The organism is Enterobacter sp. SLBN-59, from assembly GCF_024807915.1.
Classification (GTDB): Bacteria; Pseudomonadota; Gammaproteobacteria; order Enterobacterales; family Enterobacteriaceae; genus Enterobacter; species Enterobacter asburiae_B.
The window spans coordinates 1,651,268-1,677,796 of the sequence record NZ_JANUFI010000001.1; the positions used below are offsets into that span (position 1 = coordinate 1,651,268).

Sequence of the window (26,529 nt, forward strand, 5' to 3'; positions counted from 1 at the left end):
ATTAAGTACGTAGTGTAGCCGCAAAATCCAGCATGCGGTTAAGCGGAATTAACGCACCTTCACGCAGGGCGGCATCCACATGGATTTCATGTGCTGCCCCGCCCGTCTCGAGCCCTTCGGCAATGGCCTTCAGGCCGTTCATCGCCATCCACGGACAATGCGCACAGCTGCGACACGTTGCGCCCTCGCCCGCCGTTGGCGCTTCAAGGAGCTCTTTCTCCGGCACGGCCTGCTGCATCTTGTAGAAGATACCGCGATCGGTCGCCACGATGAGCTGCCTGTTAGGCAGCGTTCTGGCCGCGTTGATAAGCTGGCTGGTTGAGCCCACGGCGTCCGCCATCTCGACAATAGACTGCGGTGATTCAGGGTGAACAAGAATCGCGGCGTCAGGATAAAGTGCCTTCATGCGCGCCAGCGCCTGGGTTTTGAATTCGTCGTGCACAATGCAGGCCCCCTGCCAGCAGAGAACGTCAGCCCCCGTCTGCTTCTGGACATAATTTCCAAGATGGCGGTCAGGCGCCCAGATAATTTTCTCGCCCAGGCTATCCAGATGTTCAATCAGCTCAACGGCGATGCTGGAGGTGACAACCCAGTCTGCCCGCGCTTTTACCGCCGCAGAGGTGTTGGCGTAAACCACCACGGTCCGGTCAGGGTGGGCGTCACAGAAGGCCGTGAATTCGTCAATCGGGCAGCCGAGATCCAGTGAACACTCCGCATTAAGCGTGGGCATCAGAATGGTTTTTTCAGGGCTCAGGATCTTTGCCGTTTCGCCCATAAAACGCACGCCGGCAACCAGCAGCGTGGAAGCAGGATGTTTTGCACCGAAGCGTGCCATCTCCAGTGAGTCAGAGATACAGCCCCCGGTCTCTTCCGCCAGCTGCTGAATTTCCGGGTCGGTGTAGTAATGGGCCACCATCACCGCATCTCGTTCTTTGAGAAGATGTTTGATCTTCTCGCGATAGAATTGCTTTTCATCCAGGCTTAGCGGGACAGGCTTGGGCGGAAACGGATAGATTGCAGCTTCAGGATCAAACATCACACTCATTATGGCTTCTCGTTTTACTGGCTTAACAATATTGCCTTTCTTTTGCATGACATAGCAAAACGCGTGGCAATTGTGTTTTGTATACTAAACAAGATAGCGAATCTGGAGTGAAAAGTCACCGGAAATAGGTGCGGATAGCATTTGTCGGGTGGCGGCTTCGCCTTACCCGACCTACAAAAACTGCAGATAGCAAAAAGGCGCCTTTAGGGCGCCTTTCTACACTGGTGGGTCGTGCAGGATTCGAACCTGCGACCAATTGATTAAAAGTCAACTGCTCTACCAACTGAGCTAACGACCCCTTGCGGGATTTTTTCTTCGAAGTATTGGGTCGTGCAGGATTCGAACCTGCGACCAATTGATTAAAAGTCAACTGCTCTACCAACTGAGCTAACGACCCATTCGGGTGCTGACTTCGAAGATTTTTACTCGGTACCACCGGAGAGTGGTGGGTCGTGCAGGATTCGAACCTGCGACCAATTGATTAAAAGTCAACTGCTCTACCAACTGAGCTAACGACCCGAGTGGTGGGTGATGACGGGCTCGAACCGCCGACCCCCTCCGTGTAAAGGAGATGCTCTACCAACTGAGCTAATCACCCACTCTGTACTGCTGGTGTGCGTTAAGTGGTGGGTCGTGCAGGATGACTCGGCTTCGCCTCGCCCTACGGGCCGTTGCTGACGCAACGTTATCCTTCACGTTTTACTACTACTTCCACCTGACTTAGTGGTGGGTCGTGCAGGATTCGAACCTGCGACCAATTGATTAAAAGTCAACTGCTCTACCAACTGAGCTAACGACCCACTTTTACGCTGTTTTCACGTTGTTTGATATCCCGTGGCAACGGCGGCATATATTACTGATTTAAGAATTCAGCGCAACAAAAATTTCGATGAAGATCACTTAACTGCTTACGAATCATGCTGCACGACCAGAAATAACGCGATTTCTGGTCATGCGATAATCATCCCATCGAATTCAGACGTTTTTGCGCCTGCTTGGCACCTTCGGTACCTGGGAATTTGGAGACTACCTGCTGGTAAACCGCTTTGGCTTTCGCAGTGTCGCCTTTGTCCTGCATGATGACGCCTACTTTGTACATCGCATCAGGCGCTTTTGGCGATTTCGGGTAATTTTTCACCACTGAGGCAAAATAAAACGCCGCATCGTCCTTTTTACCCTTGTTGTAATTCAGCTGACCGAGCCAGTAATTCGCATTTGGCTGATAAGTGGAATCAGGGTATTTCTTAACAAAGTTCTGAAACGCAGCAAGCGCGTCATCCTGACGAGATTGATCCTGCACCAGGGCAATGGCCGCGTTGTAGTCCGTATTCGCGTCACCGCTCTGTACAGGCGCACCTGTTGCAGCAGAAGCATCCGCAGCCGGAGCTGATGTCGCCGCACCGGTCTGATCGCCCGCGGCTGGCTGTGCTTGTGCTGCTGCACCACCGCTGCTCAGGCTATCTATCTGCAGCAAAATCTGCTTCTGACGTTCCACAACCTGGTTCAACTGATACTGGCTTTCCTGAATCTGGCCGCGGAGAGAGTCAATATCGTTTTGGTTATCAGAAAGTTGTTGCTGGAGTTGGGTTAAAAGCTGGCTGTGAGCGTTAGAAATACGCTCGAGTTGAGTGACCCGGTCTTCTACCGAGCCTGAGCCGACACTACTGATTGGTGCCTGAGCAAAAGCGGCCCAGGGGGCCGCTATTCCAACCAGTAACGACAGACTCAACAGATGATGTCTGAAGTTACTGCTCATGCAATTCTCTTAGTAAACCAGTACGGCACGACGGTTTTTGGAGTAAGCCGCTTCGTCGTGACCCAGTACTGCAGGTTTTTCTTTACCGTAAGAAACGATGGAGATCTGGTCAGCAGAAACGCCTTTACCCTGCAGGTACATTTTAACAGCGTTAGCACGACGTTCACCCAGGGAGATGTTGTACTCTGGAGTACCACGTTCGTCCGCGTGACCTTCTACGGTGACTTTGTAAGATGGGTTGCTACGCAGGAAGTTAGCGTGAGCATCCAGCATCGCAGCGAAGTCAGAACGGATGTCGTATTTATCCAGATCGAAGTAAACGATGTTGTTCTGCTGCAGCTGCTGCATCTGAAGACGCGCCTGCTCTTCAGAAGACATGTTGCCATTGCCGTTCGCGTCCATACCGGTGCCGGCACCCATCATGCCTTCGCCGCTCTGGTCATTGCTGGCGTTCTTGTTAGAAGAACACGCTGCGATTGCCATTACAGGCAGAGCGATCATCAGCCCCTTCAGCACTTTGTTCAGTTGCATTTCTATGATTCCTTTAGTAATCAATTAATTATTATTTACAGATACGGCGACCAGGCAGGTGATTTTACCTGTCCATCAGTTGCCGGAATACGCGCTTTGAAACGCCCATCTGTAGAAACCAGATTCAGCACAGATCCCATCCCCTGAGAAGAGCTGTAGATTACCATCGTGCCGTTAGGTGCCAGACTTGGCGTTTCATCCAGGAACGTTGACGACAGAACTTGAACGCCACCCGCTACCAGATCCTGTTTGGCAATGTGCTGCTGCCCACCGTTGGAGCTCACCATTACCATAAATTTACCGTCGCTGCTCACGTCTGAGTTCTGGTTCTGCGAACCTTCCCAGGTAATACGCTGCGGAGCACCGCCGTTGATGTTGACTTTATAGATTTGTGGACGGCCAGCCTGGTCAGAAGTAAACGCCAGGTTTTGACTATCCGGGAACCATGAAGGTTCAGTGTTGTTGCTGCGACCGTCGGTTACCTGACGGATCTGGCCAGAGCCAATGTCCATCACGTACAGGTTCAGGCTACCGGTTTTTGACAGCGCAAACGCCAGTTTAGACCCGTCCGGAGAGAAGGAAGGTGCACCGTTGTGACGTGGGAAAGACGCCACCTGACGAACAGCACCGTTTGCCAGCGTCTGGATAACCAGCGCTGAACGGCCGCTTTCGAAGGTTACATAGGCCAGTTTAGAACCGTCAGGAGACCAGGCTGGAGACATCAGCGGCTGTGAAGAACGTTTCACCAGGAACTGGTTGTAGCCGTCGTAGTCAGATACGCGCAGCTCATACGGGAACTGACCACCGTTGGTCTGCACCACATAAGCAATACGGGTACGGAACGCCCCTTTAATGCCGGTCAGTTTTTCAAATACCGCATCGCTGGCAGCGTGTGCCGCGTAGCGCAGGTACTGCTTAGTGACCTTGTAAGAGTTCTGTGCCAGAACGGTACCCGGTGCACCGCCGGTATCCACCAGCTGCCAGGCCACGTTGTAAGAGCCGTCCGGGTTAGGCGTAACCTGACCCACAACCACGGCATCAATACCCAGTGCAGACCATGCTGCAGGCTGTACTTCCTGCGCGCTGCCCGGCTGCTGCGGCAGACGAGAACGATCTAACGGGTTGAATTTACCGCTGTTACGCAGGTCAGCCGCCACGATGCCACCGGCATCTTCAGGTGCAGCGCCAGGACCGGCCCACTGGAACGGAACAACACCGATTGGGCGTGCCGAGTCCACCCCCTGGGTGATCTCGATACGTACTTCTGCGTGCAGTACTGCTGCCCACAGCATTAAAAAACTAAATGCTACACGTAATGCCTGCTTCATCATATCTCCCTTATCCGGGTAACCATACCCACGATAATTTAGCAGAATGTTAACAAACTCAAATAGACAAAACTACCAGAACACTGTGACTAAACCTGGTCTATTTTTCCCCGTTTGCACGGGGAAAATGTAACTTAAGGTTTGAAGTCCAGCGGCGCATTTTTGAAGACTTCGTAAACTGCCTGAGACGGCGGTTTAGGCATCTTCGCCTGACGCGCTGCAGCCAGGGCCGCAGTACATAAAGCCGGGTCGCCACCTTCAGACTTAATATCCAGCAGCATGCCGTCCGGAGCCAGTTTTATACGCAACGTACACGTTTTACCGGTATAGGAAGACGCATCATAGAATCGGCTTTCAATAGCGGATTTAATCTGCGCGGCATAACCGTTGATTTCAGCCCCTGTCGCACCGTTACTCTTAGTGTTACCACTTCCCGTCGGCGCTGCGTTGTTTCCTTTCGCCCCACCGCCCGTTTTCGGCGCATTCTTACCGGAGCTCAAATCGCCCAGCAGATCGTCAACCCCTGCGGCAGCAGCAGCTTTTTCAGCAGCAGCGGCCTTTTTGGCTGCCGCTTTATCAGCAGCAGCTTTCTTATCGGCAGCGGCCTTCTCAGCTGCAGCTTTTTTATCGGCAGCGGCCTTCTCAGCTGCAGCTTTTTTATCGGCAGCGGCTTTTTCAGCGGCGGCAGCTTTTTCTGCAGCCGCTTTCTCAGCAGCAGCCGCTTTCTTCGCGGCCTCGGCAGCAGCTTTCTTCTCTGCTTCCTGAGCGGCTTTTTTCGCGGCTTCCGCTTCGGCTTTCTTCTGAGCATCAGCAGCGGCTTTCTTCGCGGCTTCCGCTTCAGCTTTCTTCTGAGCATCGGCAGCGGCTTTCTTCGCCGCTTCCGCTTCAGCTTTCTTCTGAGCATCAGCAGCGGCTTTCTTCGCCGCTTCTGCCGCTAATTTTGCCTGGGCATCAGCCTGTGCTTTCGCGTCCGCTGCGGCTTTTGCTGCCGCCTCTTCCGCCTGCTTTTGCTGTTCCTGTGCTTTCTTCGCGGCCTCTTCGGCTTGCTTCTGCTGTTCCGCCTGCTCTTTCGCAGCTTCCTGCGCCTGCAAACGCTCTTTCTCAAGCTGCTTCAGACGCTCCTGCTCTGCGGCCTGCTTTTCACGCAGTTCTTCCGCCTGCTGTTGCGACTGTTTTTCACGCTGCTCTTCAGCCCGTTTGGCACTCGCCTTCTGCTGCTGTTCGCGATTATAGTTCTGTACTACCGCACCGGGATCCACCATCACGGCGTCAATGGAAGACCCTCCACCGCCGCCGGCTGATGCATCAATATGCTCGTCGAACGAACTCCAGATCAGCGCTGCAAAGAGAATCACGTGCAGCACTGCGGAGACGATTATCGCTCGCTTAAGCTTGTCGTTCTGTTCGGTTGCCTTTGACACTATCGGTTCCCAAAAACTACGCGGATGATCAAATAGGTTGGGTCATTAAGCCAACTGACTTAACACCCGCACTATGTAGCAAGTTCAGCGCTTTAATAATTTCATCGTAGGGTACGTCTTTCGCGCCACCGATTAAGAAGACCGTTTTCGGATTTGACTCCAGACGACGCTGCGCTTCAGCAATAACCTGCTCAGGCGGCAGCTGATCCATACGATCTTTCTCTACCACGACGCTGTATTGCCCTACGCCGGAAACCTCAATGATAACCGGAGGATCGTCATTGGTGCTCACCGCCTGTGATTCTGTCGCATCCGGCAGATCCACTTCCACGCTCTGAGTAATGATTGGCGCTGTCGCCATGAAGATCAGCAGCAGTACCAGCAGGACGTCCAGCAGTGGAACGATATTGATTTCGGACTTGAGCTCGCGACGACCTCGTCCACGCGATCTGGCCATGGTTTACCCCTTGTTGCTCTCGGTGCTGGTAAACGCCTGACGGTGCAGAATCGCAGTGAACTCTTCCATAAAGTTGTCGTAGTTCAGTTCCAGTTTGTTCACGCGCTGGTTCAGACGGTTGTAAGCCATAACCGCAGGAATTGCCGCAAACAGACCGATAGCGGTCGCAATCAGTGCTTCAGCGATACCCGGTGCAACCATCTGCAACGTCGCCTGCTTCACCGCGCCCAGCGCGATAAAGGCGTGCATGATCCCCCACACGGTACCAAACAGGCCGATATACGGGCTGATGGAACCGACAGTGCCGAGGAATGGAATATGCGTTTCGAGATTTTCCAGCTCACGGTTCATAGAGATACGCATCGCACGCGAGGCACCTTCTACAACCGCTTCCGGCGCATGATTGTTTGCACGATGCAGACGAGCAAACTCTTTGAAACCGCTATAAAAAATTTGCTCGGAGCCTGTAAGGTTTTCACGGCGTCCCTGGCTTTCCTGATACAGACGAGAAAGCTCAATACCCGACCAGAACTTATCTTCAAACGCTTCAGCTTCACGGCCAGCGGCATTGAGGATACGCGTTCTCTGGATGATGATGGCCCAGGATGCGATTGAAAAACCAATCAAAATCAACATGATAAGTTTAACCAGAAGGCTTGCCTTCAGGAACAAATCAAGGATATTCATGTCAGTCACTGCTTAAACTCCGCGACAATAGACTTAGGAAGCGCACGAGGCTTCATTATGGTTGGATCAACACAAACAATCAGCACTTCAGCTGAGTTCAGTACGGTATTCTCTGCGTTGACTATCCGCTGCGTGAAAACCAGTGAGGTCCCGCGCATTGATGTAATTTCAGTTTGGACTTCGAGCATATCGTCGAGTCTGGCAGGCGCAAAATACTCAAGCGTCATCTTGCGTACCACGAAGGCAACTCGCTCAGCCAACAGCACCTGTTGACTAAAGTGATGATGGCGCAGCATCTCTGTGCGTGCCCGTTCATAAAAAGCAACGTAGCTGGCGTGGTAAACCACACCACCGGCATCGGTATCTTCGTAATAGACACGAACCGGCCATCGAAACAGCGTTGTATTCACTTTACATCCCGGTAATGCAACAAAAGTTAATGCTTTTAAACTTCGCTACTATACGCGCGGGAAAGAGGGTTGGGAATGGGAGAAAGTAAACGGAGAGTAAATTTTTATGGGCTCGGGTAAGCCCATAACGTTAACGGACATTTCTTATTCAGAAGAAGAAGAAAATCAAACCGGCGAGAAGCACCAGATCGGCAATCAGCGGGCAAAAAATTCCCTGCCAGTGAATGGCTTTCGGACGAAAGCCGACGCCGTGGATCACACCTGCACAGACCGCCCACATAATGAGAAAGCCGTGCCAGATTTCAAGCTCGCTGGTTTTCGCTGCAAAGCGCGAAGGGTCCCAGAAGATACAACCTGCCAGCAGTAATGCCATCACTAAAGAAAGCGCCCGTAACGGGCGCTTGTCCATTACCGCGTAAAGCGTCGCGATAATATTCATCAGTGTTTTTCTTCACCCGCTTTGGTCGCTTCGACGTGCTCAAGCGCCAGGGCAGTGATGACACCAAATGCACAGGCAAGAAGCGTCCCTAAAATCCATGCGAAATACCACATATTCAGCTCCTTACTTAGTACATAGAGTGGGTGTTGCTTTCGATATGTTCTTTAGTGATGCGACCGAACATTTTCCAGTAACACCAGGTGGTGTAGAGCAGGATAATCGGTACGAACACGCAAGCAACATACGTCATCAGGTTCAGCGTCAGCTGGCTGGACGTTGCGTCCCACATGGTCAGGCTAGCATTCAGCATGGTGCTGGATGGCATGACGAATGGGAACATCGCAATACCCGCCGTCAGGATGATGCACGCCAGGGTCAGCGAAGAGAACACGAACGCCAGCGCGCCTTTCTCCAGACGAGACGTCAACACGGTCAGCAGCGGCAGCAATACGCCCAGAGCCGGGATCGCCCACAGCGCAGGGGTGTTATTGAAGTTCACCAGCCATGCGCCAGCCTGACGCGCCACTTCTTTGGTCAGCGGGTTAGACGGTGCCGAGTGGTTAATTGCAGAGGTCACCACATAACCATCAATGCCGTACACCACCCACACACCGGCCAGTGCGAAGCAGACCAGCGTCACCAGCGCAGCGACCTGAGCCGTCGCGCGAGAACGCAGGTGCAGTTCACCAACCGTACGCATCTGCAGATAGGTTGCGCCCTGAGTGATGATCATCGCCACGCTCACCACGCCGGCCAGCAGGCCAAACGGATTCAGCAGCTGGAAGAAGTTACCGGTGTAGTAAAGACGCATGTATTCGTCCAGGTGGAACGGTACGCCCTGCAGCAGGTTACCGAACGCCACGCCGATCACCAGCGGTGGAACGAAGCTACCGATGAAGATGCCCCAGTCCCACATGTTGCGCCAGCGGGTGTCTTCAATCTTGGAACGGTAGTCGAAACCAACCGGACGGAAGAATAAAGAGGCCAGCACCAGAATCATCGCCACGTAGAAGCCGGAGAACGCAGCCGCGTAGACCATCGGCCAGGCAGCGAACAGCGCGCCGCCAGCGGTGATCAGCCACACCTGGTTACCGTCCCAGTGAGGGGCGATGGAGTTGATCATGATTCGACGCTCGGTGTCATTACGACCGAGGAAACGGGTGAGCATCCCCACCCCCATGTCGAAACCATCCGTGACGGCAAAACCGATCAGCAGAACGCCAACCAGCAGCCACCAGATAAAACGCAATACTTCATAATCGATCATTTGATGACTCCTGTCTTAGCGTGCCGGCTGAGTAGTCGCAGTGGACTGCTCGTAGTGATAGCGACCGGTTTTCAGGCTGCTTGGGCCAAGGCGCGCGAACTTGAACATCAGGAACAGTTCAGCCACCAGGAACAGGGTGTACAGACCACAAATCAGCAGCATGGAGAAGATCAGGTCGCCCGCTGTCAGGGACGAGTTCGCTACCGCCGTTGGCAGTACCTCACCAATCGCCCATGGCTGACGGCCGTACTCCGCAACAAACCAGCCGGATTCGATCGCGATCCACGGCAGTGGAATACCGTACAGCGCGGTGCGCAGCAGCCATTTTTTCTCGCCGATGCGGTTACGAATCACGGACCAGAAGGACGCCGCAATGATCAGCAGCATGATGATGCCGCAGCCCACCATGATACGGAATGCGAAGTACAGTGGCGCAACGCGTGGAATCGAATCTTTGGTTGCCATCTGGATCTGCGCTTCTGTCGCATCAGAAACGTTCGGGGTATAACGCTTCAACAGCAAACCGTAACCCAGATCTTTCTTCACGTTGTTGAACTGGTCGCGAACGGCCTGGTCGGTAGAACCGGCACGCAGCTGTTCCAGCAGCGAGTAAGCTTTCATACCGTTACGGATACGCTCTTCGTGCTGAACCATCAGCTCTTTCAGACCGGTCACCTGCTTATCAACAGAACGGGTGGCGATGATACCCAGCGCATAAGGGATCTGAATGGCGAAGCGGTTTTCCTGCGCGTCCTGATCCGGAATACCGAACAGCGTAAAGGCAGCAGGCGCCGGTTGGGTTTCCCATTCGGCTTCGATGGCGGCCAGTTTGGTTTTCTGCACGTCACCCATTTCGTAACCGGATTCATCACCCAGAACGATAACAGAGAGGATTGCAGCCATACCGAAGCTTGCAGCGATAGCAAAGGAGCGCTTAGCAAACGCGAAGTCACGACCGCGCAGCATGTAGTAAGAGCTGATGCCCAGTACAAACATCGCGCCGCACACGTAGCCAGAAGCGACGGTGTGAACGAATTTAACCTGTGCAACCGGGTTCAGGACCAGCTCGGCAAAGCTGACCATCTCCATACGCATGGTTTCGAAGTTGAAATCAGACGCGATAGGGTTCTGCATCCAGCCGTTCGCCACCAGAATCCACAGCGCGGACAGGTTCGAACCTAATGCCACCAGCCAGGTCACCGCCATATGCTGGACTTTACCCAGACGGTCCCAGCCGAAGAAGAACAGACCTACAAAGGTGGATTCGAGGAAGAATGCCATCAGACCTTCAATGGCCAGCGGCGCACCGAAGATATCCCCGACATAGTGGGAATAGTAAGACCAGTTAGTCCCGAACTGGAACTCCATGGTCAAACCGGTTGCCACGCCCAGCGCGAAGTTGATACCAAATAACTTGCCCCAGAACTTGGTCATATCTTTATAAATCTGTTTGCCGGAGAGAACGTATACCGTTTCCATAATGGCCAGCAGGAACGCCATACCGAGCGTCAGTGGCACAAACAGGAAGTGGTACATCGCGGTCAAGGCAAACTGTAAGCGCGACAGTTCGACTATATCTAACATCATGACTCCTTGCTCATCGCATGAAGACTCCGAGAGTGAACCCCGTCAGAGAGAGATCCACACGCATGCCCCAATACAAATTATTCGCATCCTTGTCGTCGTTATTACCCTGAAGGAGGATAAAAACGATGACGTGAGGTTACAAATACGTTAATAAAAAACTCAAATTGATCCCGCAAATATAATACGCTGCAAAACCCTTACAATAAACAGGTTTTTATTGAATCACATTTACGTTTTTCGACGGCGATCAATTTATAGCAAAATTACCACTTTTCGGCCATTTTGATCGGGGACAATTTACCGCCTTTTGATGGGTTTTTCCAAGGATTAAACATTGATTTAAATCAAAAACAATCCGTTGTGTTAAATGTGTTTTGATGCGGTGAACATAGTAAAAACCATGTTAAAGATATGTATATAAAATACAATTAAGGTTATCAAGTCGATTGATGAATATAAACAGAATTGATTTTTATTAACTCAGAAGCCCGAATGCCTAATTTATTCAGGACATAAATTTTAGTGCGTTTTTTCGTTTTTTTCCATCCGCTCTCTTTAAGGTAAATAAATAACAATTATTTTACTTTTTCCCCCTCTCTAATTAACACCATTTAGTGACTATTGCATGATGCCCGGCAGGCAATAAAAAAGGCCGCTTTACAGCGGCCAACCATGTCGAAACGGACATTTTTATACTTCAACGCCCCCCTTTCGGGGAGCAGAGAGGACTTACTTAATGATGGATTTCAGTGCTTCGCCGATATCCGCCAGGCTGCGAACGGTTTTCACGCCTGCGGCTTCCAGCGCTGCGAATTTCTCATCAGCCGTACCCTTACCACCGGCGATGATCGCGCCTGCGTGACCCATACGCTTGCCTTTCGGCGCGGTCACACCCGCGATGTAACCGACAACTGGCTTGGTCACGTGTTCTTTGATGTAAGCAGCGGCTTCTTCTTCCGCGCTACCACCGATCTCACCGATCATCACGATCGCTTCGGTCTGTGGATCTTCCTGGAACAGCTTCAGGATGTCGATGAAGTTAGAGCCAGGGATCGGGTCACCGCCGATGCCCACGCAGGTGGACTGGCCGAAGCCGTAATCGGTGGTCTGCTTCACAGCTTCATAGGTCAGCGTACCGGAACGGGACACGATGCCCACTTTCCCCGGCTTGTGAATGTGGCCCGGCATGATGCCGATTTTGCATTCGCCCGGGGTGATAACGCCAGGGCAGTTCGGGCCGATCATGCGCACGCCTGCTTCATCCAGCTTCACCTTCACGGTCAGCATATCCAGCGTCGGGATGCCTTCAGTGATGGTGATGATCAGCTTGATGCCTGCGTCGATCGCTTCCAGAATGGAGTCTTTGCAGAACGGTGCCGGAACGTAGATCACGGTCGCGGTTGCGCCCGTCGCTTCAACGGCTTCACGCACGGTGTTGAATACCGGCAGGCCCAGATGCGTGGTGCCGCCTTTACCTGGCGTTACGCCGCCAACCATCTGCGTGCCGTAGGCAATCGCCTGTTCGGAGTGGAAAGTCCCCTGGCTACCGGTGAAGCCCTGGCAGATAACCTTGGTATCTTTATTAATTAAAACTGACATTATTTCCCCTCCACTGCGGCAACAACCTGCTGAGCTGCATCCGTCAGACTTTTCGCTGCAATAATATTCAGGCCGCTGTCAGCCAGTTTTTTCGCGCCGAGTTCAGCGTTGTTACCTTCCAGACGCACAACCACCGGAACGTTCACGCCCACTTCTTCTACCGCACCGATGATACCGTCGGCGATCAGGTCGCAACGAACGATGCCGCCGAAGATGTTAACCAGAACGGCCTTCACGTTGTCGTCAGAGAGGATGATTTTGAACGCTTCGGTTACGCGCTCTTTGGTTGCGCCACCGCCTACGTCGAGGAAGTTTGCTGGCTCACCGCCGTGCAGCTTAACGATGTCCATGGTGCCCATTGCCAGGCCCGCACCGTTAACCATGCAGCCGATGTTGCCGTCCAGCGCCACGTAGTTCAGCTCCCACTGTGCAGCCTGCGCTTCACGCGGATCTTCCTGAGACTGATCGCGCATTTCGCGCAGATCGGACTGGCGGAACAGCGCGTTACCGTCAGCGCCCAGCTTGCCGTCAAGGCAGATCAGGTCGCCCTGGGTGGTGATCACCAGCGGGTTGATCTCGATCAGCGCCAGGTCGCGCTCCAGGAAGATGTTCGCCAGCCCCATGAAGATCTTGGTGAACTGCTGAACCAGCTTGCCTTCCAGGCCCAGTTTGAACGCCAGCTCGCGACCCTGGTAAGGCATTGGGCCCGCCAGCGGATCGATTGCCACTTTGTGGATCAGGTGCGGGGTCTCTTCCGCCACTTTTTCGATTTCCACGCCGCCTTCGGTAGACGCCATGAACACCACGCGACGGGAGCTACGGTCAACAACCGCGCCCAGGTACAGTTCTTTTGCGATGTCGGTCGCCGCTTCAACCAGGATCTGGTTAACCGGCTGGCCATTCGCATCTGTCTGGTACGTTACCAGACGCTTGCCGAGCCAATGTTCAGCAAACGCACGAATCTCTTCTTTGCTCTTAACAACCTTCACACCGCCCGCTTTACCACGGCCACCAGCGTGAACCTGACACTTAACTACCCAAGGGCCGGAACCGATTTTAGATGCGGCTTCTTCTGCTTCACGCGGGGTAGTACAGGCATAACCCACCGGAGCCGGTAAGCCATACCGGGCAAACAGCTGTTTGGCCTGATATTCATGTAAGTTCATGTGTTCTATCCATCCTTCAGGTAATCGTTAGGTCGTGCTTTTATTGGCCCGGCAGCCATACGCCGCCGGGCAAGACTGCAAAACTAGACGTCCAGCAGCAGACGGGTTGGATCTTCCAGCAGCTCTTTAATCGCGACCAGGAAGCCCACGGACTCGCGGCCGTCGATCAGGCGGTGATCGTACGAGAGCGCCAGGTACATCATCGGCAGGATCTCAACTTTACCGTCTACCGCCATAGGGCGATCTTTAATGGCATGCATACCCAGGATCGCGCTCTGCGGCGGGTTAATGATCGGGGTAGACATCAGCGAGCCGAATACGCCGCCGTTGGTAATGGTGAAGTTACCGCCGGTCAGGTCGTCTACGGTCAGCTTGCCGTCGCGGCCTTTTACAGCCAGCTCTTTAATGTTTTTCTCGATGTCAGCCATACCCAGGGTATCCACATCACGCAGAACCGGGGTGACCAGGCCGCGTGGAGTAGAAACCGCCATGCTGACGTCGAAATAGTTGTGGTAAACCACGTCATCGCCGTCAATAGACGCGTTCACTTCCGGGTAGCGTTTCAGCGCTTCAACTACCGCCTTCACGTAGAAGGACATAAAGCCCAGACGGATACCGTGACGTTTTTCAAACGCGTCACCGTACTGCTTGCGCAGATCCATGATTGGCTTCATGTTCACTTCGTTGAAGGTGGTCAGCATCGCGGTGGAGTTTTTCGCTTCCAGCAGACGCTCGGCCACGCGCTTGCGCAGGCGAGTCATTGGCACGCGTTTTTCGCTGCGGGCACCCAGAGCAGGCTGCGCTGCTGGTGCTGCCGCAGGGGCTTTCGCTTCTGCCTGAGCTGGCGCTTTCGCCAGGTGTTTGTCGATGTCTTCGCGGGTCAGACGACCGCCCACACCGGTGCCTTTGATGGCTGCCGGGTCAAGGCTGTGTTCAGCCAGCAGGCGACGGATCGCCGGGCTGAGAGCGTCGTTAGACTGTTCTTCCAGAGAAGCCTGCTGGCGCTGAGCCGGCGTAGAGGCTTTCTCTTCAGATTTCGCGCTGGACTCTTTGCCCGCGCTGTTGCCTTCACGCAGGCGACCCAGGATCTGACGAGAGGTTACGGTGGTACCTTCATCTTCCAGCACCGCGTCCAGAACGCCATCCGCCGAAGCCGGTACTTCCAGTACCACTTTGTCAGTTTCGATTTCTACCAGCACTTCATCGCGCTTAACGGCATCGCCTGGTTTTTTGTGCCAGGTAGCGACGGTCGCATCTGCTACGGATTCAGGCAGGTCGGGAACAAGAATATCTACGCTACTCATTTTGTATCCTTTAATTAATCGACGTTCAGCGCGTCATTGACCAGATCTTGTTGCTGCTTCTGGTGAACGGACATATACCCTACCGCCGGAGAGGCGGAGGCCGGGCGACCTGCATAACGCAGGGCTGACCCAAATGGAATCACTTCACGGAAATGATGCTGGCTGCAGTACCATGCGCCCTGGTTGAGCGGCTCTTCCTGGCACCAGACAAAATCATGTACGTGAGCATATTGTTTCAGCACTTCCTGCATCGCCTGATGCGGGAACGGATAAAGCTGTTCGATACGCACGATGGCGACATCTTTCTGATCGTTCTTGCGGCGCTGTTCCAGCAGGTCGTAATAAACCTTACCAGAACACATCACCACGCGCTTCACCCCCTGCGGATCCAGCTCGTCAATTTCACCGATGGCTGGCAGGAAGGTTCCGTTCGCCAGTTCTTCCAGGCTCGACACCGCCAGCGGGTGACGCAGCAGGGATTTCGGCGACATGACCACCAGCGGACGGCGCATACCGCGCAGTGCCTGACGACGCAGCATGTGGTAGACCTGAGCCGGGGTGGACGGCACGCAGACCTGCATGTTCTGCTCGGCGCAGAGCTGCAGATAACGTTCCAGACGCGCGGAGGAGTGCTCCGGACCCTGACCTTCATAACCGTGCGGCAGCAGCATTACCAGGCCACACATGCGGCCCCACTTCTGCTCGCCGGAGGAGATGAACTGGTCGATAACCACCTGCGCACCGTTGGCGAAGTCACCGAACTGCGCTTCCCAGATGGTCAGGGTGCGTGGTTCAGCGGTGGCATAACCGTATTCGAAGGCCAGAACCGCTTCTTCAGACAGCACGGAGTCCCAGACCTTGAACTGGCCCTGACCGTTGTGCACGTGCTGCAGCGGGGTGTAGGTTGAACCGTTGGACTGGTTGTGAACAACCGCGTGACGGTGGAAGAAGGTCCCACGGCCCGCATCTTCACCGGACAGACGAACAGGAATGCCTTCGTCAACCAGCGTTGCGTAAGCCAGCGTTTCCGCGCCGCCCCAGTCGAACAGCTTCTCGCCTGCCGCCATGGACTGACGGTCAGCGTAGATTTTCGCCACGCGAGACTGCATCTCGATAGCGTCCGGTACGGTGCTGATGCGTTTAGCCAGCTCCTGCAGGCGCTTCATCTCAACCTTGTTCGGGTAGCTCTCATCCCACTCGTGGTTGAGGTACGGCGACCAGGTAAAGGAGTGCATGTTCATCGGGCGCAGCTCTTTCACCACGCATTCACCCGCATCCAGCGCGTCGCGGTAGAGGTTGACCATTTCGGTCGCATCTTCCAGCGTCGTCACTTTGTCGCTCTCCAGCTTGTCAGCATAGATTTTGCGCGGGGTCGGGTGTTTTTTGATTTTCTGATACATCAACGGCTGGGTTGCACTTGGCTCGTCCGCTTCGTTGTGGCCGTGACGGCGGTAGCAGAAGAGGTCAATGAACACATCGCGTTTAAAGGTATTACGGAAGTCCAGCGCCAGACGGGTAACGAAAGCAACGGCTTCCGGGTCATCCGCGTTAACGTGGAAGATTGGCGCCTGCACCATCTTACCGATGTCGGTGCAGTACGGGGTAGAACGCGCGTCAAGCGGGTTAGAAGTGGTAAAGCCCACCTGGTTGTTGATCACGATGCGAACGGTACCGCCCACTTCATAACCACGCGCTTTCGACATGTTCAGGGTTTCCTGAACCACGCCCTGCCCTGTTACCGCCGCATCGCCGTGGATGGTAATTGGCAGCACTTTATTGCTGCTCGGTTCGTCCAGACGATCCAGACGCGCACGCACGGAACCGATAACCACCGGGCTAACGATTTCCAGGTGTGACGGGTTAAACGCCAGAGCCAGGTGAACCAGACCGCCTTCGGTTTCGATATCCGACGAGAAGCCCATGTGGTACTTCACGTCGCCGGTGCCGAGGTGTTCTTTATGTTTGCCCGCGAATTCGTCGAACAGGTCCTGCGGTTTTTTACCCAGCACGTTGACCAGCACGTTCAGACGACCACGGTGCGCCATGCCTAGTACCACTTCACGGGTGCCGCTCTTGCCTGCGTGACGAATCAGCTCTTTGAGCATCGGCACCAGCGCGTCGCCGCCTTCCAGCGAGAAGCGTTTTGCGCCCGGGAATTTCGCGCCCAGATAGCGCTCAAGCCCTTCCGCTGCGGTCAGTTCGTTCAGGAAGCGTTTTTTCTCGTCAGCCGAGAAGGTCGCGTGGCCCGCTACGGATTCGATGCGCTGCTGGATCCAGCGTTTCTCTTCGGTAGAGGTAATGTGCATGTATTCCGCGCCGATGGAGCCGCAGTAGGTTTGCTTGAGCGCGTCAATCAGATCGCCCAGCTTCATCGTGTCTTTGCCGATGGCAAAGGAACCTACGTTAAAGCTTTCCTGGAAATCGGCCTCGGTCAGATCGTGATACGCCGGATCGAGATCGGCCACACGGTCTTGCTGCCACAGTCCCAGCGGATCGAGATTCGCATGCTGGTGACCGCGGAAGCGATAAGCGTTGATAAGCTGCAGGACTTTAACCTGCTTCGCATTAGTGTCAGGGTCGGAAATCGCAGAAGAGTAACGTGAGGCATCCTTCGCCAGACGACGGAAATAATCACGTGTTTTGGAATGGAATTGATCCGGTTTGACCCCTGTGCCAGGCAACTGCTGGAACATGGAACGCCAGTTTGCGTCCACTGAGTCAGGATCGGTTAAGAAGTCTTCATAGAGCTGTTCAATCCAGCTCTGGTTTGCACCAGAAAGGAAAGAAGAGTCCAGCCAGGCTTTCATTGCGCCGTTCTGCATCGTGATCCCTTAAGCATTTTTATGCTTACTTTCGCCGTAGAAACTACCACGCACACCACGTGTACGTGCCGGGGTTCACCTGCGAGCTCTTTGTGGCCCGCGAAGGAACCTTTAGAAACTGTCTAAGGGTCTTTACCCTCACCCCTACCCTCTCCCTAAGGGAGAGGGGGAATGCCGTCGGCAGTTTTTAAAGATTTCCTGCAATCTGTCCCCTCTCCCTTGGGGAGAGGGTTAGGGTGAGGGGAACAGCGCTCCCCTCTCACTACTTACGCACTGCGCTGCAACAGCATCGACTTAATATGGCCGATGGCGCGCGTCGGGTTCAGCCCCTTCGGACACACACTGACGCAGTTCATGATGCTATGGCAGCGGAATACGCTGAAAGCGTCACTCAGCCCTTCCAGACGGCTATCGGTTTCGGTGTCGCGGCTATCGATCAGGAAGCGATAGGCAGCCAGCAGACCGGCCGGGCCGATAAACTTGTCCGGGTTCCACCAGAACGACGGGCAGGACGTTGAACAGCATGCGCAGAGAATACACTCGTACAACCCATCGAGTTTTTCACGCTGCTCAGGAGACTGTAAGTGCTCGCGAGCGGGTGGATTTTGCCCATTATTCAATAAGTAAGGCTTAATCTTCTCATATTGTGCATAGAATTGCCCCATGTCTACCACCAAATCACGCACGACCGGCAGGCCTGGCAGAGGACGGATAACAATTTTCTGACCAGGACGCTGCAGCGCTGAAATTGGCGTGATGCAGGCCAGGCCATTTTTGCCGTTCATGTTCACACCGTCAGAGCCACAAACCCCTTCACGGCAGGAGCGGCGGAACGACAGCGTAGGATCTTTTTCTTTCAGCTGGATTAAGGCATCCAGCAGCATCATGTCGCGACCTTCTTCCGCTTCCAGGGTGTAGTCCTGCATACGCGGAGCGTCATCAACATCCGGGTTATAACGATAAACTGAGAATTCGAGTTTCATTATCCTGTCTCCGCATTAGTAAGTACGAATCTTCGGCGGGAACGCCGGACGCAGTTTCGGTTCCATGTTGACGCTACGACGCGTCATGGATTCCGACTCTGGCAGATACAGGGAATGGCACAGCCAGTTTTCGTCATCACGATCCGGGAAGTCGAAGCGGCTATGCGCGCCACGGCTTTCGGTACGGAAGTTTGCCGACATCGCCGTCGCGAACGCGGTTTCCATCAGGTTATCCAGCTCCAGGCACTCAACGCGCTGGGTGTTGAATTCGCTGGAGGTGTCGTCCAGACGGGCATTTTTCAGACGCTCGCGGATCGCTTTCAGCTGCTCAAGACCTTTGGCCATCGCGTCGCCTTCGCGGAATACCGAGAAGTTGTGCTGCATGCATTCCTGCAGCGCTTTACGGATTTCCACCGGATCTTCGCCGTTACGGTTACCGTTCCAGCGGTTGAGGCGCTCAAGAGAGGCATCAATTTCGTCGTCGGTTGCGTCACGCAGCGCGCCCTGCTCGGCAATGGATTCCTGCAGATGCAGACCGACTGCACGACCAAACACCACCAGGTCCAGCAGGGAGTTGCCGCCCAGACGGTTTGCACCGTGTACGGATACGCAGGCAATTTCGCCTACCGCGAACAGGCCAGGAATGACCACGTCTTCGCCCTGCTCGTTTACGGTCAGCGCCTGACCGGTCACTTTGGTAGGAATACCGCCCATCATGTAGTGGCAGGTTGGGATAACCGGAATCGGCTCTTTCACCGGGTCGACGTGTGCGAAGGTGCGGGACAGCTCCAGGATGCCCGGCAGACGGGACTCCAGAACTTCTTTACCCAGATGGTCGAGCTTCAGCTTGGCGTGTGGACCCCATGGGCCGTCACAGCCGCGGCCTTCACGGATTTCGATCATGATGGAACGCGCCACCACGTCACGACCCGCCAGGTCTTTCGCATTCGGGGCATAACGCTCCATGAAGCGCTCGCCGTGCTTGTTCAGCAGGTAGCCCCCTTCACCGCGGCAGCCTTCTGTTACCAGAACGCCCGCACCGGCGATACCGGTTGGGTGGAACTGCCACATCTCCATATCCTGCACCGGCACGCCCGCGCGGATAGCCATACCGACACCGTCACCGGTGTTGATGTGGGCGTTGGTAGTGGACTGATAGATACGGCCTGCGCCGCCGGTAGCCAGCACGGTAGCGCGGGCTTTGAAGTAAACCACTTCACCGGTTTCGATGCACAGCGCAGTACAGCCGACGATTGCGCCATCGGCGTTTTTCACCAGATCCAGCGCGTACCACTCGGAGAAGATGGTGGTATGGTTTTTCAGGTTCTGCTGATACAGGGTGTGCAGCAGTGCGTGACCGGTACGGTCAGCCGCCGCCGCGGTACGTGCCGCCTGCTCGCCGCCGAAGTTTTTCGACTGGCCGCCAAACGGACGCTGATAGATGGTGCCATTTTCCAGACGGGAGAACGGCAGACCCATGTGGTCCAGCTCCAGAATCGCTTCCGGGCCGGTTTTACACATATATTCGATGGCATCCTGGTCGCCGATGTAGTCGGAACCTTTTACCGTGTCGTACATGTGCCATTCCCAGTTATCTTCATGGGAGTTACCCAGCGCAACGGTGATACCGCCCTGCGCAGACACAGTGTGGGAACGGGTCGGGAAAACTTTAGAGAGCAGCGCACAGGTCTGGCCGCTCTGGGAAATTTGCAGTGCGGCACGCATACCTGCGCCACCGGCGCCAATTACAACAGCATCAAATTCTCTGACTGGCAGTTTCATTACACACCCCACACCACAACGAATCCATAAATAACGTAAACCACCAGTGCAACAACAATGGCCAGCTGCAGTGGGAGGCGAATCGCCAGCGGTTTAACGTAATCGGTCAACACCTGCCACATACCAATCCAGGCATGAATAAGGATGGAGAACAGAGCCAGCAGGGTGAACACTTTGGTGAAGGCGGATCCGAAGAACCCACTCCAGATTTCCCACGTCAGCGTGCCGCTGGTCGCGAAGAAACCGATCATATAGATGATGTAAAGAGTGAGAACGATGGCGGTAGCACGGACCAGAATGAAGTCATGTACGCCGTTGCGTCCTAATGCGGAGGCGTTGCTTACCATACGAGAACTCCTGCGAGAAGTGAAAGCACGACAGTAATCACAAATGAAATGTTAGCGGAGCGTTTCCCGGCTTCGAAAGTCTCTTCCAAGTAGCCAAAGTCCATCAGCATATGGCGAACACCGACGACGACGTGGTACGCCAGCGCGGTCAGAATGCCCCACATGATGAATTTCACGAAGAAGCTGTTCATGATGGCGGAGGCCTGGAGGAATCCTTCAGGGGAAGAGAGGCTGGTGCCCAGTAACCACAGCAAAATACCGACCGCCACAAACGTAATCACACCAGAAACACGGTGCAGAATGGACGCTATTGCTGTTACAGGGAACCGGATCGTTTTGAGATCCAGATTGACAGGTCTTTGTTTTTTCACATTTCTTATCATGAATAACGCCCACATGCTGTTCTTATTGTTTCCTTCCTCCGGACTGCGATGCGGGTCAAGCAGCGTTCCTTTTCTATAACTGCGCGTCATGCAAAACACTGCTTCCAGATGTTTAAACGACACGTTACAACGCTGGGTGGCTCGGGATTGCAGGGTGTTCCGGAGACCTGGCGGCAGTATAGGCCGTTCACAAAATCATTACAATTAACCTACATACAGTTTGTCGGGTTTTCTCTGGAACAGTGATCAGGGTCACGATAACAACATCTTTTTAATTTTTAATCATCTGATTTGACAAATGTTAAACAATATTGTTACAAACGTCATCAGAAAAGGCATATAATGCGCAAAAGTTATGAGGTCTCTCTTTCACCTGACAAATAGTTATGTAACAGTGTGATGGTATTGACCGAAGTTATCAGGACAGTTATTAGTGATATACAGGTTTGAATAATTCGGACTGCAAAAACGCTGATTTGCTGTTGTTTCACTGATATTTCATTCGTTTACCTGCAAGGCGCCATAGCTCTGTACCCTGGTTTGTCCTCGTGAGCTGAGCGGTAAGCCAAATAACAATCTGGTAACGGTGATTAACAGCTGAAAGCAAATCCGGTAAAGCGCAGTCTTAAGCATAAGGCGCTAAGGAGACCGTAAATGGCTGATACAAAGGCAACGCTCACCCTAAATGGTGACACTGCTATTGAACTGGATGTGCTAAAAGGCACGCTCGGTCAGGATGTTATTGATATCCGTACGCTGGGCTCTAAAGGTGTATTCACCTTTGACCCTGGATTTACCTCTACCGCATCTTGCGAATCCAAAATCACCTACATTGACGGTGACGAAGGTATCCTGCTCCATCGCGGCTTCCCCATCGATCAGTTAGCCACCGAATCCAACTATCTGGAAGTGTGCTACATCCTGCTGAACGGCGAAAAACCGACGCAGGCACAGTACGATGAATTCAAAACCACCGTGACCCGTCACACCATGATCCATGAGCAGATTACCCGTCTGTTCCATGCGTTCCGCCGTGACTCTCACCCGATGGCGGTGATGTGCGGTATCACTGGTGCGCTGGCGGCGTTCTACCACGACTCCCTTGACGTGAATAACCCGCGTCACCGCGATATCGCGGCGTTCCGCCTGCTGTCCAAAATGCCTACCATGGCGGCGATGTGTTACAAATACTCCATCGGCCAGCCGTTTGTGTATCCTCGCAACGACCTCTCCTATGCGGGTAACTTCCTGCGCATGATGTTCTCCACGCCGTGCGAAGAGTACGAAGTGAACCCGGTGCTGGAACGCGCGATGGACCGTATTCTGATCCTGCACGCTGACCATGAACAAAACGCCTCTACTTCTACCGTCCGTACCGCGGGCTCTTCAGGCGCGAACCCGTTCGCCTGTATCGCTGCGGGCATCGCCTCCCTGTGGGGACCGGCGCACGGTGGCGCGAACGAAGCGGCACTGAAGATGCTGGAAGAGATCAGCACCGTTGAGCACATTCCTGAGTTCGTGCGTCGTGCGAAAGACAAGAATGACTCCTTCCGCCTGATGGGCTTCGGTCACCGTGTTTACAAAAACTATGACCCGCGCGCCACCGTCATGCGTGAGACCTGCCACGAAGTGCTGAAAGAGCTGGGTACCAAAGATGATCTGCTGGAAGTGGCGATGGAGCTCGAACACATCGCGCTGAACGACCCGTACTTCATCGAGAAGAAACTCTACCCGAACGTCGATTTCTACTCTGGCATTATTCTGAAAGCGATGGGCATTCCGTCTTCCATGTTCACCGTGATCTTCGCCATGGCCCGTACCGTAGGCTGGATTGCGCACTGGAACGAAATGCACAGCGAAGGCATGAAAATCGCCCGTCCTCGTCAGCTGTACACCGGCTACGAGCAGCGTGATTTTAAGTCTGATATTAAGCGCTAACAGAAGTTGGGTGCGGCCTGATGCCCTCACCCCGGCCCTCTCCCACAGGGAGAGGGTGAACACCTTAAAAACGGTAACCCATGGGTTACCGTTTTACTTTTATTGCTGGCAAAAATGTAGGCCGGGTAAGGCGGAGCCGCCGCCCGGCTTTTTTATTTTTGACAGTGTGGACACCAGTAAAAAGGTCTGGAAGAGAGCATAATCCTGTCGATAATCCCGCCACATCGCTCGCACTTTTTCCCCGCCCGATGAAACACCTTGAACCGGAACAGCGCCCCGTGATGCGTGTTCTCATCCACCACGCCGCGCGTGTTGTACGACAGCCGCGGAATATCCAGCAGCGCGTGGGATAACGCCTCCAGCTGTTCATCGCTCAGCTGAGACGCTTTATGCTGCGGCGCCAGCCCGACTTCCCATAAGATTTCAACCCGCAAATAGTTGCCTAAGCCAGCCAGGAAAGCCTGATCGAGCAATAACCCGGAAAACTGCCGGTTGCGGAATTTTGGGGATAGCAGCCGGGCCTTCACGTCGCTTGCCGTCAGGCGCATGTCCAGCACGTCCGGCCCGACCCGCTGCAGGAACGGGTGCGTCAGCAGCTGCTCCGGCGTTAACATTTCGATATCCGACGCGCTATAGAGCAGGATCGCCTTATCCGCCGTTTGCAGCCTGACGCGCAGCACGCGGGTGGTTTGCGGCTGCTCGTCCGCCTCCACCACGCGCCAGACGCCGTAAAGCTGGTTATGGCTATATAACGTCAGGTTATGGGAAAAGTGCGTGAGCAAGGCCTTGCCGCGCGTTTCAATATGGGTCACCGTCTGGCCCACCAGCTGTGATTCAAACGGTTTCAGTTGAGGAAAAGCAAACCAGACATCCGTCAGGGGTTTGCCCTTTATCGCCGCCTCCAGGCTATCCGCCGCGCGGCGGATCTCCGGACCTTCAGGCATTTTTGTGTCCTTATCGTCATTATTCGGCGCTGACGAGGATGCCCTCTTCAGAGAACGCTGCCCGCAAGCGGCGCGCGAACTGGAGCGCATGCTCGCCGTCGCCGTGTAAACATACCGTATCGGCCTGAACGTTTGCCGGTGTTCCATCCACGGCGATCACCCGCCCGGCGCGCACCATATCCAGCGTCTGCGCCAGCGCTTTGCCTTCATCGGTAATCAGCGCCCCGGCCTGCGTCCGCGGCACCAGGCTGCCGTCCGGCTGGTATCCCCGATCGGCAAACACTTCCTGACGCGTGGTCAGCCCCAGCCGTTGTCCGGCGCGAATCAGCTCGCTGCCCGCCAGACCCACAAGGATCAGCTGCGGGCTGCAGTCCCGCACCGCGCGGGCAATGGCGTCCGCCAGATCCGCATCTTTCGCCGCCTGGTTGTAAAGCATGCCGTGCGGCTTCACGTGGCGCATCACGCCGTTCTGGGCGCGCACCATCGCCTCCAGCGCGCCGATCTGGTAGAGCACCTGCGCGTAGACCGTCTCAGGGGGCAGATCCATCGCCGTACGGCCAAAGTTTTCCCGATCGGGAAAGCTGGGGTGAGCCCCAATCGCGACGCCGTTTTTAATGGCATTACGCACGCTCTCCAGCATGGTTTGCGCATCGCCCGCGTGAAAGCCGCAGGCGATATTGACCGAGGTGACCAGGGTCATCAGTTCCGCATCAGCGCGGCTTCCCTCCCCCAGATCGGCGTTCAAATCAATCTTTACCATCAAGCCTCCACGCCAGCTGTTCGAGATAACGCTGCTGATCCTGCCGCGCTTTTAGCGCCTCCTCCAGCGAACACTGCACGAAGTGAATCGGCTGACCGAGGGGAATTTGCGCCAGATGGTAGCGATCCGCTTCAATGATGCAGGCAATTCGCGGATAACCGCCGGTAGTTTGCGCATCGTTCATTAACACGATGGGCTGACCGTTCCCCGGCACCTGAATAACCCCCGGCAATAAACCGTGGGAGAGCAGTTCCCGGTCCGTCGTGCGGGTCAGCGGCTGACCCTGCAGGCGGTAGCCCATGCGGTTGCTCTGCGGGCTGATCTTCCACGGCGCGCGCCAGAAGGACTCTTTAGAAGCCTCGTCAAACTCGTGATATTCCGGCCCCGGTAAGGCGCGGATCTGGTTTCCCCACAGCAGCTGTTTTACGCCCTGCGTGGTCGAGAAATGGCGCGCGGAGGCTTTGATTGCCAGCCGATCGCCGTCGCGCAACAAACGTCCTTCGTGACCGCCGATCCCGGCTTTTTGATCGGTACTGGATGAACCCAATACCTCCGGCACGTCGATGCCGCCAGCCACCGCGAGATAGCTACGCACGCCGTGCAGCGGACGTTTGAGCGTCAGGCGCTGCCCGGCTTTCGCCCGCAGCCGCCAGCCGGTCCACACCGCTTTGCCATCCAGCGTCGCATCACACCCTGCGCCGGTTAAGGCAAACCAGGTCTCCTGACCAAACTCAATTACACACTGACCCAGCGTAATTTCTAGCGCCGCCGTGCTGCCTGGGTTGCCCACAAGCAGGTTGGCAATCTCCAGCGAAGGACGGTCAAGCGCACCGCAGTAGCTCACGCCCGACTGGCGAAGACCAAAGCGCCCGGCATCCTGTACGGAGGTGTAAAGACCGGCGCGAATAAGCGTTAACATACCCCCTCCTTCTGCGGGATAAAGCGAAGGGTATCGCCGGGACGCAGGAGTATTGGCGTCTCCAGCCCGGGTTCAAATAACGGTGTAGCGGTATGCCCAATAAGCTGCCAGCCGCCGGGCGATGTCAGCGGATAAACGCCGGTCTGCTCGCCGCCGATAGCCACCGTTCCCGCCGGCACGCTCAGGCGCGGCTCGGCACGGCGTGGCGTATGCAGCCGGGGAGATAATCCGCCCAGATACGGGAACCCGGGCTGAAATCCCAGGAACCAGACCACGTAGTCAACCGAGCTGTGCAGCTCAACAACCTGCTTTTCTGTTAATCCGCAGTGATCTGCCACCACGCCAAGATCCGGCCCACCCGTACCGCCATAAACGACCGGGATCTCAATGGCGCGCGATTCCGGCTCCAGCGCCTCGCTCTCTTCCCACCAGCGCTGCAAACGCTCAATGGCATCCAGCGCCAGGGTATGCGGGCTACGCAGCACCACGGTGATGTTATTCATCCCCGGAATGGCTTCAACCACCTCCGGTAGTTCGGCCAGACGCTGGGTCAGCCGCCAGATACGCTTTTGCGTGGCAAGCGTCACCGGTGGTTCAAGCTCCAGAACCACGGCGGTTTCACCCAGAAGATAACAACGCGCTCGCTGCACTTAA

Annotated in this window: 25 protein-coding genes and 5 tRNA genes; 1 reads left to right on the forward strand and 29 read right to left on the reverse strand. The window is 54.8% G+C overall.

What is annotated here, in order from left to right:
* Position 1 precedes the first annotated feature (1 nt).
* The 25 genes from nadA to sdhC all read right to left on the reverse strand — a co-directional run bounded on the left by nadA (position 2) and on the right by sdhC (position 21,329).
* A complete protein-coding gene (gene nadA, locus M2422_RS07825; RefSeq protein ID WP_064672103.1) occupies positions 2 to 1,045 on the reverse strand; it encodes a quinolinate synthase NadA in 1,044 nt (347 codons plus the stop codon).
* Between the two features lie 222 nt (positions 1,046 to 1,267).
* Positions 1,268 to 1,343 (reverse strand) — tRNA-Lys (locus M2422_RS07830).
* Positions 1,344 to 1,369: 26 nt separating this feature from the next.
* Positions 1,370 to 1,442, reverse strand: a tRNA-Lys gene (locus M2422_RS07835).
* 46 nt (positions 1,443 to 1,488) lie between these two features.
* Positions 1,489 to 1,564 (reverse strand) — tRNA-Lys (locus M2422_RS07840).
* Between the two features lie 3 nt (positions 1,565 to 1,567).
* Positions 1,568 to 1,643 (reverse strand) — tRNA-Val (locus tag M2422_RS07845).
* 126 nt (positions 1,644 to 1,769) lie between these two features.
* Positions 1,770 to 1,845 (reverse strand) — tRNA-Lys (locus M2422_RS07850).
* A 161-nt stretch (positions 1,846 to 2,006) separates the two neighbouring features.
* A complete protein-coding gene (gene cpoB / locus M2422_RS07855) occupies positions 2,007 to 2,801 on the reverse strand; it encodes a cell division protein CpoB (protein WP_048976319.1) in 795 nt (264 codons plus the stop codon).
* 9 nt (positions 2,802 to 2,810) lie between these two features.
* A complete protein-coding gene (gene pal / locus M2422_RS07860; RefSeq protein ID WP_003858578.1) occupies positions 2,811 to 3,332 on the reverse strand; it encodes a peptidoglycan-associated lipoprotein Pal in 522 nt (173 codons plus the stop codon).
* A gap of 35 nt (positions 3,333 to 3,367) precedes the next feature.
* Positions 3,368 to 4,660 carry a Tol-Pal system beta propeller repeat protein TolB gene (gene tolB, locus M2422_RS07865; protein ID WP_008501103.1) on the reverse strand — a complete coding sequence of 431 codons (1,293 nt, stop codon included), beginning with the start codon at positions 4,658 to 4,660 and terminating at the stop codon, positions 3,368 to 3,370.
* A gap of 134 nt (positions 4,661 to 4,794) precedes the next feature.
* Complete coding sequence (tolA, locus tag M2422_RS07870; RefSeq protein ID WP_029740419.1) at positions 4,795 to 6,081, reverse strand: cell envelope integrity protein TolA; 1,287 nt, start codon at positions 6,079 to 6,081, stop codon at positions 4,795 to 4,797.
* 28 nt (positions 6,082 to 6,109) lie between these two features.
* The gene (gene tolR / locus M2422_RS07875; RefSeq protein WP_003858589.1) at positions 6,110 to 6,538 is read right to left on the reverse strand and encodes a colicin uptake protein TolR; all 429 of its coding nucleotides are present in this window, start codon (positions 6,536 to 6,538) and stop codon (positions 6,110 to 6,112) included.
* 3 nt (positions 6,539 to 6,541) lie between these two features.
* A complete protein-coding gene (gene tolQ, locus M2422_RS07880) occupies positions 6,542 to 7,234 on the reverse strand; it encodes a Tol-Pal system protein TolQ (RefSeq protein ID WP_008501101.1) in 693 nt (230 codons plus the stop codon).
* The gene (ybgC, locus tag M2422_RS07885) at positions 7,231 to 7,635 is read right to left on the reverse strand and encodes a tol-pal system-associated acyl-CoA thioesterase (protein WP_003858593.1); all 405 of its coding nucleotides are present in this window, start codon (positions 7,633 to 7,635) and stop codon (positions 7,231 to 7,233) included. Before ybgC ends, tolQ begins: the two co-directional genes overlap by 4 nt.
* 148 nt (positions 7,636 to 7,783) lie before the next feature.
* Positions 7,784 to 8,074 (reverse strand): cyd operon protein YbgE, encoded by a 291-nt coding sequence (gene ybgE / locus M2422_RS07890; protein WP_014831116.1) that lies wholly within the window; start codon positions 8,072 to 8,074, stop codon positions 7,784 to 7,786.
* Complete coding sequence (gene cydX / locus M2422_RS07895) at positions 8,074 to 8,187, reverse strand: cytochrome bd-I oxidase subunit CydX (RefSeq protein ID WP_003858598.1); 114 nt, start codon at positions 8,185 to 8,187, stop codon at positions 8,074 to 8,076. The genes ybgE and cydX overlap by 1 nt, the downstream gene beginning before the upstream one ends.
* 14 nt (positions 8,188 to 8,201) lie before the next feature.
* Positions 8,202 to 9,341 (reverse strand): cytochrome d ubiquinol oxidase subunit II, encoded by a 1,140-nt coding sequence (gene cydB / locus M2422_RS07900; RefSeq protein ID WP_047061368.1) that lies wholly within the window; start codon positions 9,339 to 9,341, stop codon positions 8,202 to 8,204.
* Positions 9,342 to 9,356: 15 nt separating this feature from the next.
* A complete protein-coding gene (gene cydA, locus M2422_RS07905) occupies positions 9,357 to 10,925 on the reverse strand; it encodes a cytochrome ubiquinol oxidase subunit I (RefSeq protein WP_023310795.1) in 1,569 nt (522 codons plus the stop codon).
* 732 nt (positions 10,926 to 11,657) lie between these two features.
* A complete protein-coding gene (gene sucD, locus M2422_RS07910; protein WP_008501094.1) occupies positions 11,658 to 12,527 on the reverse strand; it encodes a succinate--CoA ligase subunit alpha in 870 nt (289 codons plus the stop codon).
* Positions 12,527 to 13,693, reverse strand: a complete 1,167-nt coding sequence (sucC, locus tag M2422_RS07915; RefSeq protein WP_023310791.1) for an ADP-forming succinate--CoA ligase subunit beta — start codon at positions 13,691 to 13,693, stop codon at positions 12,527 to 12,529. The genes sucD and sucC overlap by 1 nt, the downstream gene beginning before the upstream one ends.
* Positions 13,694 to 13,776: 83 nt before the next feature.
* Positions 13,777 to 14,997, reverse strand: a complete 1,221-nt coding sequence (gene odhB, locus M2422_RS07920) for a 2-oxoglutarate dehydrogenase complex dihydrolipoyllysine-residue succinyltransferase (RefSeq protein WP_008501093.1) — start codon at positions 14,995 to 14,997, stop codon at positions 13,777 to 13,779.
* A gap of 14 nt (positions 14,998 to 15,011) precedes the next feature.
* Positions 15,012 to 17,819: a 2-oxoglutarate dehydrogenase E1 component gene (sucA, locus tag M2422_RS07925; RefSeq protein ID WP_033144953.1), complete on the reverse strand. Its 2,808-nt coding sequence runs from the start codon at positions 17,817 to 17,819 to the stop codon at positions 15,012 to 15,014.
* 266 nt (positions 17,820 to 18,085) lie between these two features.
* The gene (sdhB, locus tag M2422_RS07930) at positions 18,086 to 18,802 is read right to left on the reverse strand and encodes a succinate dehydrogenase iron-sulfur subunit SdhB (protein WP_008501090.1); all 717 of its coding nucleotides are present in this window, start codon (positions 18,800 to 18,802) and stop codon (positions 18,086 to 18,088) included.
* 15 nt (positions 18,803 to 18,817) lie between these two features.
* The gene (gene sdhA / locus M2422_RS07935; protein ID WP_023310789.1) at positions 18,818 to 20,584 is read right to left on the reverse strand and encodes a succinate dehydrogenase flavoprotein subunit; all 1,767 of its coding nucleotides are present in this window, start codon (positions 20,582 to 20,584) and stop codon (positions 18,818 to 18,820) included.
* Complete coding sequence (gene sdhD, locus M2422_RS07940) at positions 20,584 to 20,931, reverse strand: succinate dehydrogenase membrane anchor subunit (RefSeq protein WP_008501088.1); 348 nt, start codon at positions 20,929 to 20,931, stop codon at positions 20,584 to 20,586. Before sdhD ends, sdhA begins: the two co-directional genes overlap by 1 nt.
* On the reverse strand, positions 20,925 to 21,329 hold the full coding sequence (gene sdhC / locus M2422_RS07945; RefSeq protein ID WP_020684965.1) for a succinate dehydrogenase cytochrome b556 subunit: 405 nt from the start codon (positions 21,327 to 21,329) through the stop codon (positions 20,925 to 20,927). The genes sdhD and sdhC overlap by 7 nt, the downstream gene beginning before the upstream one ends.
* 639 nt (positions 21,330 to 21,968) lie before the next feature.
* Here sdhC and M2422_RS07950 point away from each other — a divergent pair.
* On the forward strand, positions 21,969 to 23,252 hold the full coding sequence (locus M2422_RS07950) for a citrate synthase (RefSeq protein ID WP_023334930.1): 1,284 nt from the start codon (positions 21,969 to 21,971) through the stop codon (positions 23,250 to 23,252).
* Positions 23,253 to 23,404: 152 nt separating this feature from the next.
* Here M2422_RS07950 and nei read toward each other — a convergent pair whose 3' ends face one another.
* Genes nei through pxpB form a run of 4 tightly spaced genes read right to left on the reverse strand, consistent with a single transcriptional unit; the run spans position 23,405 to position 26,525 of the window.
* Positions 23,405 to 24,196, reverse strand: coding sequence for an endonuclease VIII (gene nei, locus M2422_RS07955; RefSeq protein WP_048981065.1), 792 nt, complete (start codon positions 24,194 to 24,196; stop codon positions 23,405 to 23,407).
* Between the two features lie 19 nt (positions 24,197 to 24,215).
* A complete protein-coding gene (gene pxpA, locus M2422_RS07960) occupies positions 24,216 to 24,956 on the reverse strand; it encodes a 5-oxoprolinase subunit PxpA (protein ID WP_064673655.1) in 741 nt (246 codons plus the stop codon).
* Positions 24,943 to 25,875 (reverse strand): 5-oxoprolinase subunit PxpC, encoded by a 933-nt coding sequence (pxpC, locus tag M2422_RS07965; RefSeq protein WP_033144949.1) that lies wholly within the window; start codon positions 25,873 to 25,875, stop codon positions 24,943 to 24,945. Before pxpC ends, pxpA begins: the two co-directional genes overlap by 14 nt.
* Entirely contained in the window at positions 25,869 to 26,525 is a 657-nt protein-coding gene (gene pxpB, locus M2422_RS07970; protein WP_045887708.1) for a 5-oxoprolinase subunit PxpB, read from the reverse strand. The genes pxpC and pxpB overlap by 7 nt, the downstream gene beginning before the upstream one ends.
* Positions 26,526 to 26,529: the final 4 nt, after the last annotated feature.

Bases quoted from the DNA above. Each gene is read 5' to 3' on its own strand.
- cpoB (WP_048976319.1), bottom strand. From the start codon at position 2,801: ATGAGCAGTAACTTCAGACATCATCTGTTGAGTCTGTCGTTACTGGTT.
- sucD (WP_008501094.1), bottom strand. From the start codon at position 12,527: ATGTCAGTTTTAATTAATAAAGATACCAAGGTTATCTGCCAGGGCTTC.
- nadA (WP_064672103.1), bottom strand. From the start codon at position 1,045: ATGAGTGTGATGTTTGATCCTGAAGCTGCAATCTATCCGTTTCCGCCC.
- sucC (WP_023310791.1), bottom strand. From the start codon at position 13,693: ATGAACTTACATGAATATCAGGCCAAACAGCTGTTTGCCCGGTATGGC.
- cydB (WP_047061368.1), bottom strand. From the start codon at position 9,341: ATGATCGATTATGAAGTATTGCGTTTTATCTGGTGGCTGCTGGTTGGC.
- tolB (WP_008501103.1), bottom strand. From the start codon at position 4,660: ATGAAGCAGGCATTACGTGTAGCATTTAGTTTTTTAATGCTGTGGGCA.
- odhB (WP_008501093.1), bottom strand. From the start codon at position 14,997: ATGAGTAGCGTAGATATTCTTGTTCCCGACCTGCCTGAATCCGTAGCA.
- sucA (WP_033144953.1), bottom strand. From the start codon at position 17,819: ATGCAGAACGGCGCAATGAAAGCCTGGCTGGACTCTTCTTTCCTTTCT.
- sdhB (WP_008501090.1), bottom strand. From the start codon at position 18,802: ATGAAACTCGAATTCTCAGTTTATCGTTATAACCCGGATGTTGATGAC.
- sdhA (WP_023310789.1), bottom strand. From the start codon at position 20,584: ATGAAACTGCCAGTCAGAGAATTTGATGCTGTTGTAATTGGCGCCGGT.
- tolR (WP_003858589.1), bottom strand. From the start codon at position 6,538: ATGGCCAGATCGCGTGGACGAGGTCGTCGCGAGCTCAAGTCCGAAATC.
- sdhD (WP_008501088.1), bottom strand. From the start codon at position 20,931: ATGGTAAGCAACGCCTCCGCATTAGGACGCAACGGCGTACATGACTTC.
- pxpC (WP_033144949.1), bottom strand. From the start codon at position 25,875: ATGTTAACGCTTATTCGCGCCGGTCTTTACACCTCCGTACAGGATGCC.
- nei (WP_048981065.1), bottom strand. From the start codon at position 24,196: ATGCCTGAAGGTCCGGAGATCCGCCGCGCGGCGGATAGCCTGGAGGCG.
- cydX (WP_003858598.1), bottom strand. From the start codon at position 8,187: ATGTGGTATTTCGCATGGATTTTAGGGACGCTTCTTGCCTGTGCATTT.
- pxpA (WP_064673655.1), bottom strand. From the start codon at position 24,956: ATGGTAAAGATTGATTTGAACGCCGATCTGGGGGAGGGAAGCCGCGCT.
- M2422_RS07950 (WP_023334930.1), top strand. From the start codon at position 21,969: ATGGCTGATACAAAGGCAACGCTCACCCTAAATGGTGACACTGCTATT.
- sdhC (WP_020684965.1), bottom strand. From the start codon at position 21,329: ATGTGGGCGTTATTCATGATAAGAAATGTGAAAAAACAAAGACCTGTC.
- cydA (WP_023310795.1), bottom strand. From the start codon at position 10,925: ATGTTAGATATAGTCGAACTGTCGCGCTTACAGTTTGCCTTGACCGCG.
- pal (WP_003858578.1), bottom strand. From the start codon at position 3,332: ATGCAACTGAACAAAGTGCTGAAGGGGCTGATGATCGCTCTGCCTGTA.
- ybgE (WP_014831116.1), bottom strand. From the start codon at position 8,074: ATGAATATTATCGCGACGCTTTACGCGGTAATGGACAAGCGCCCGTTA.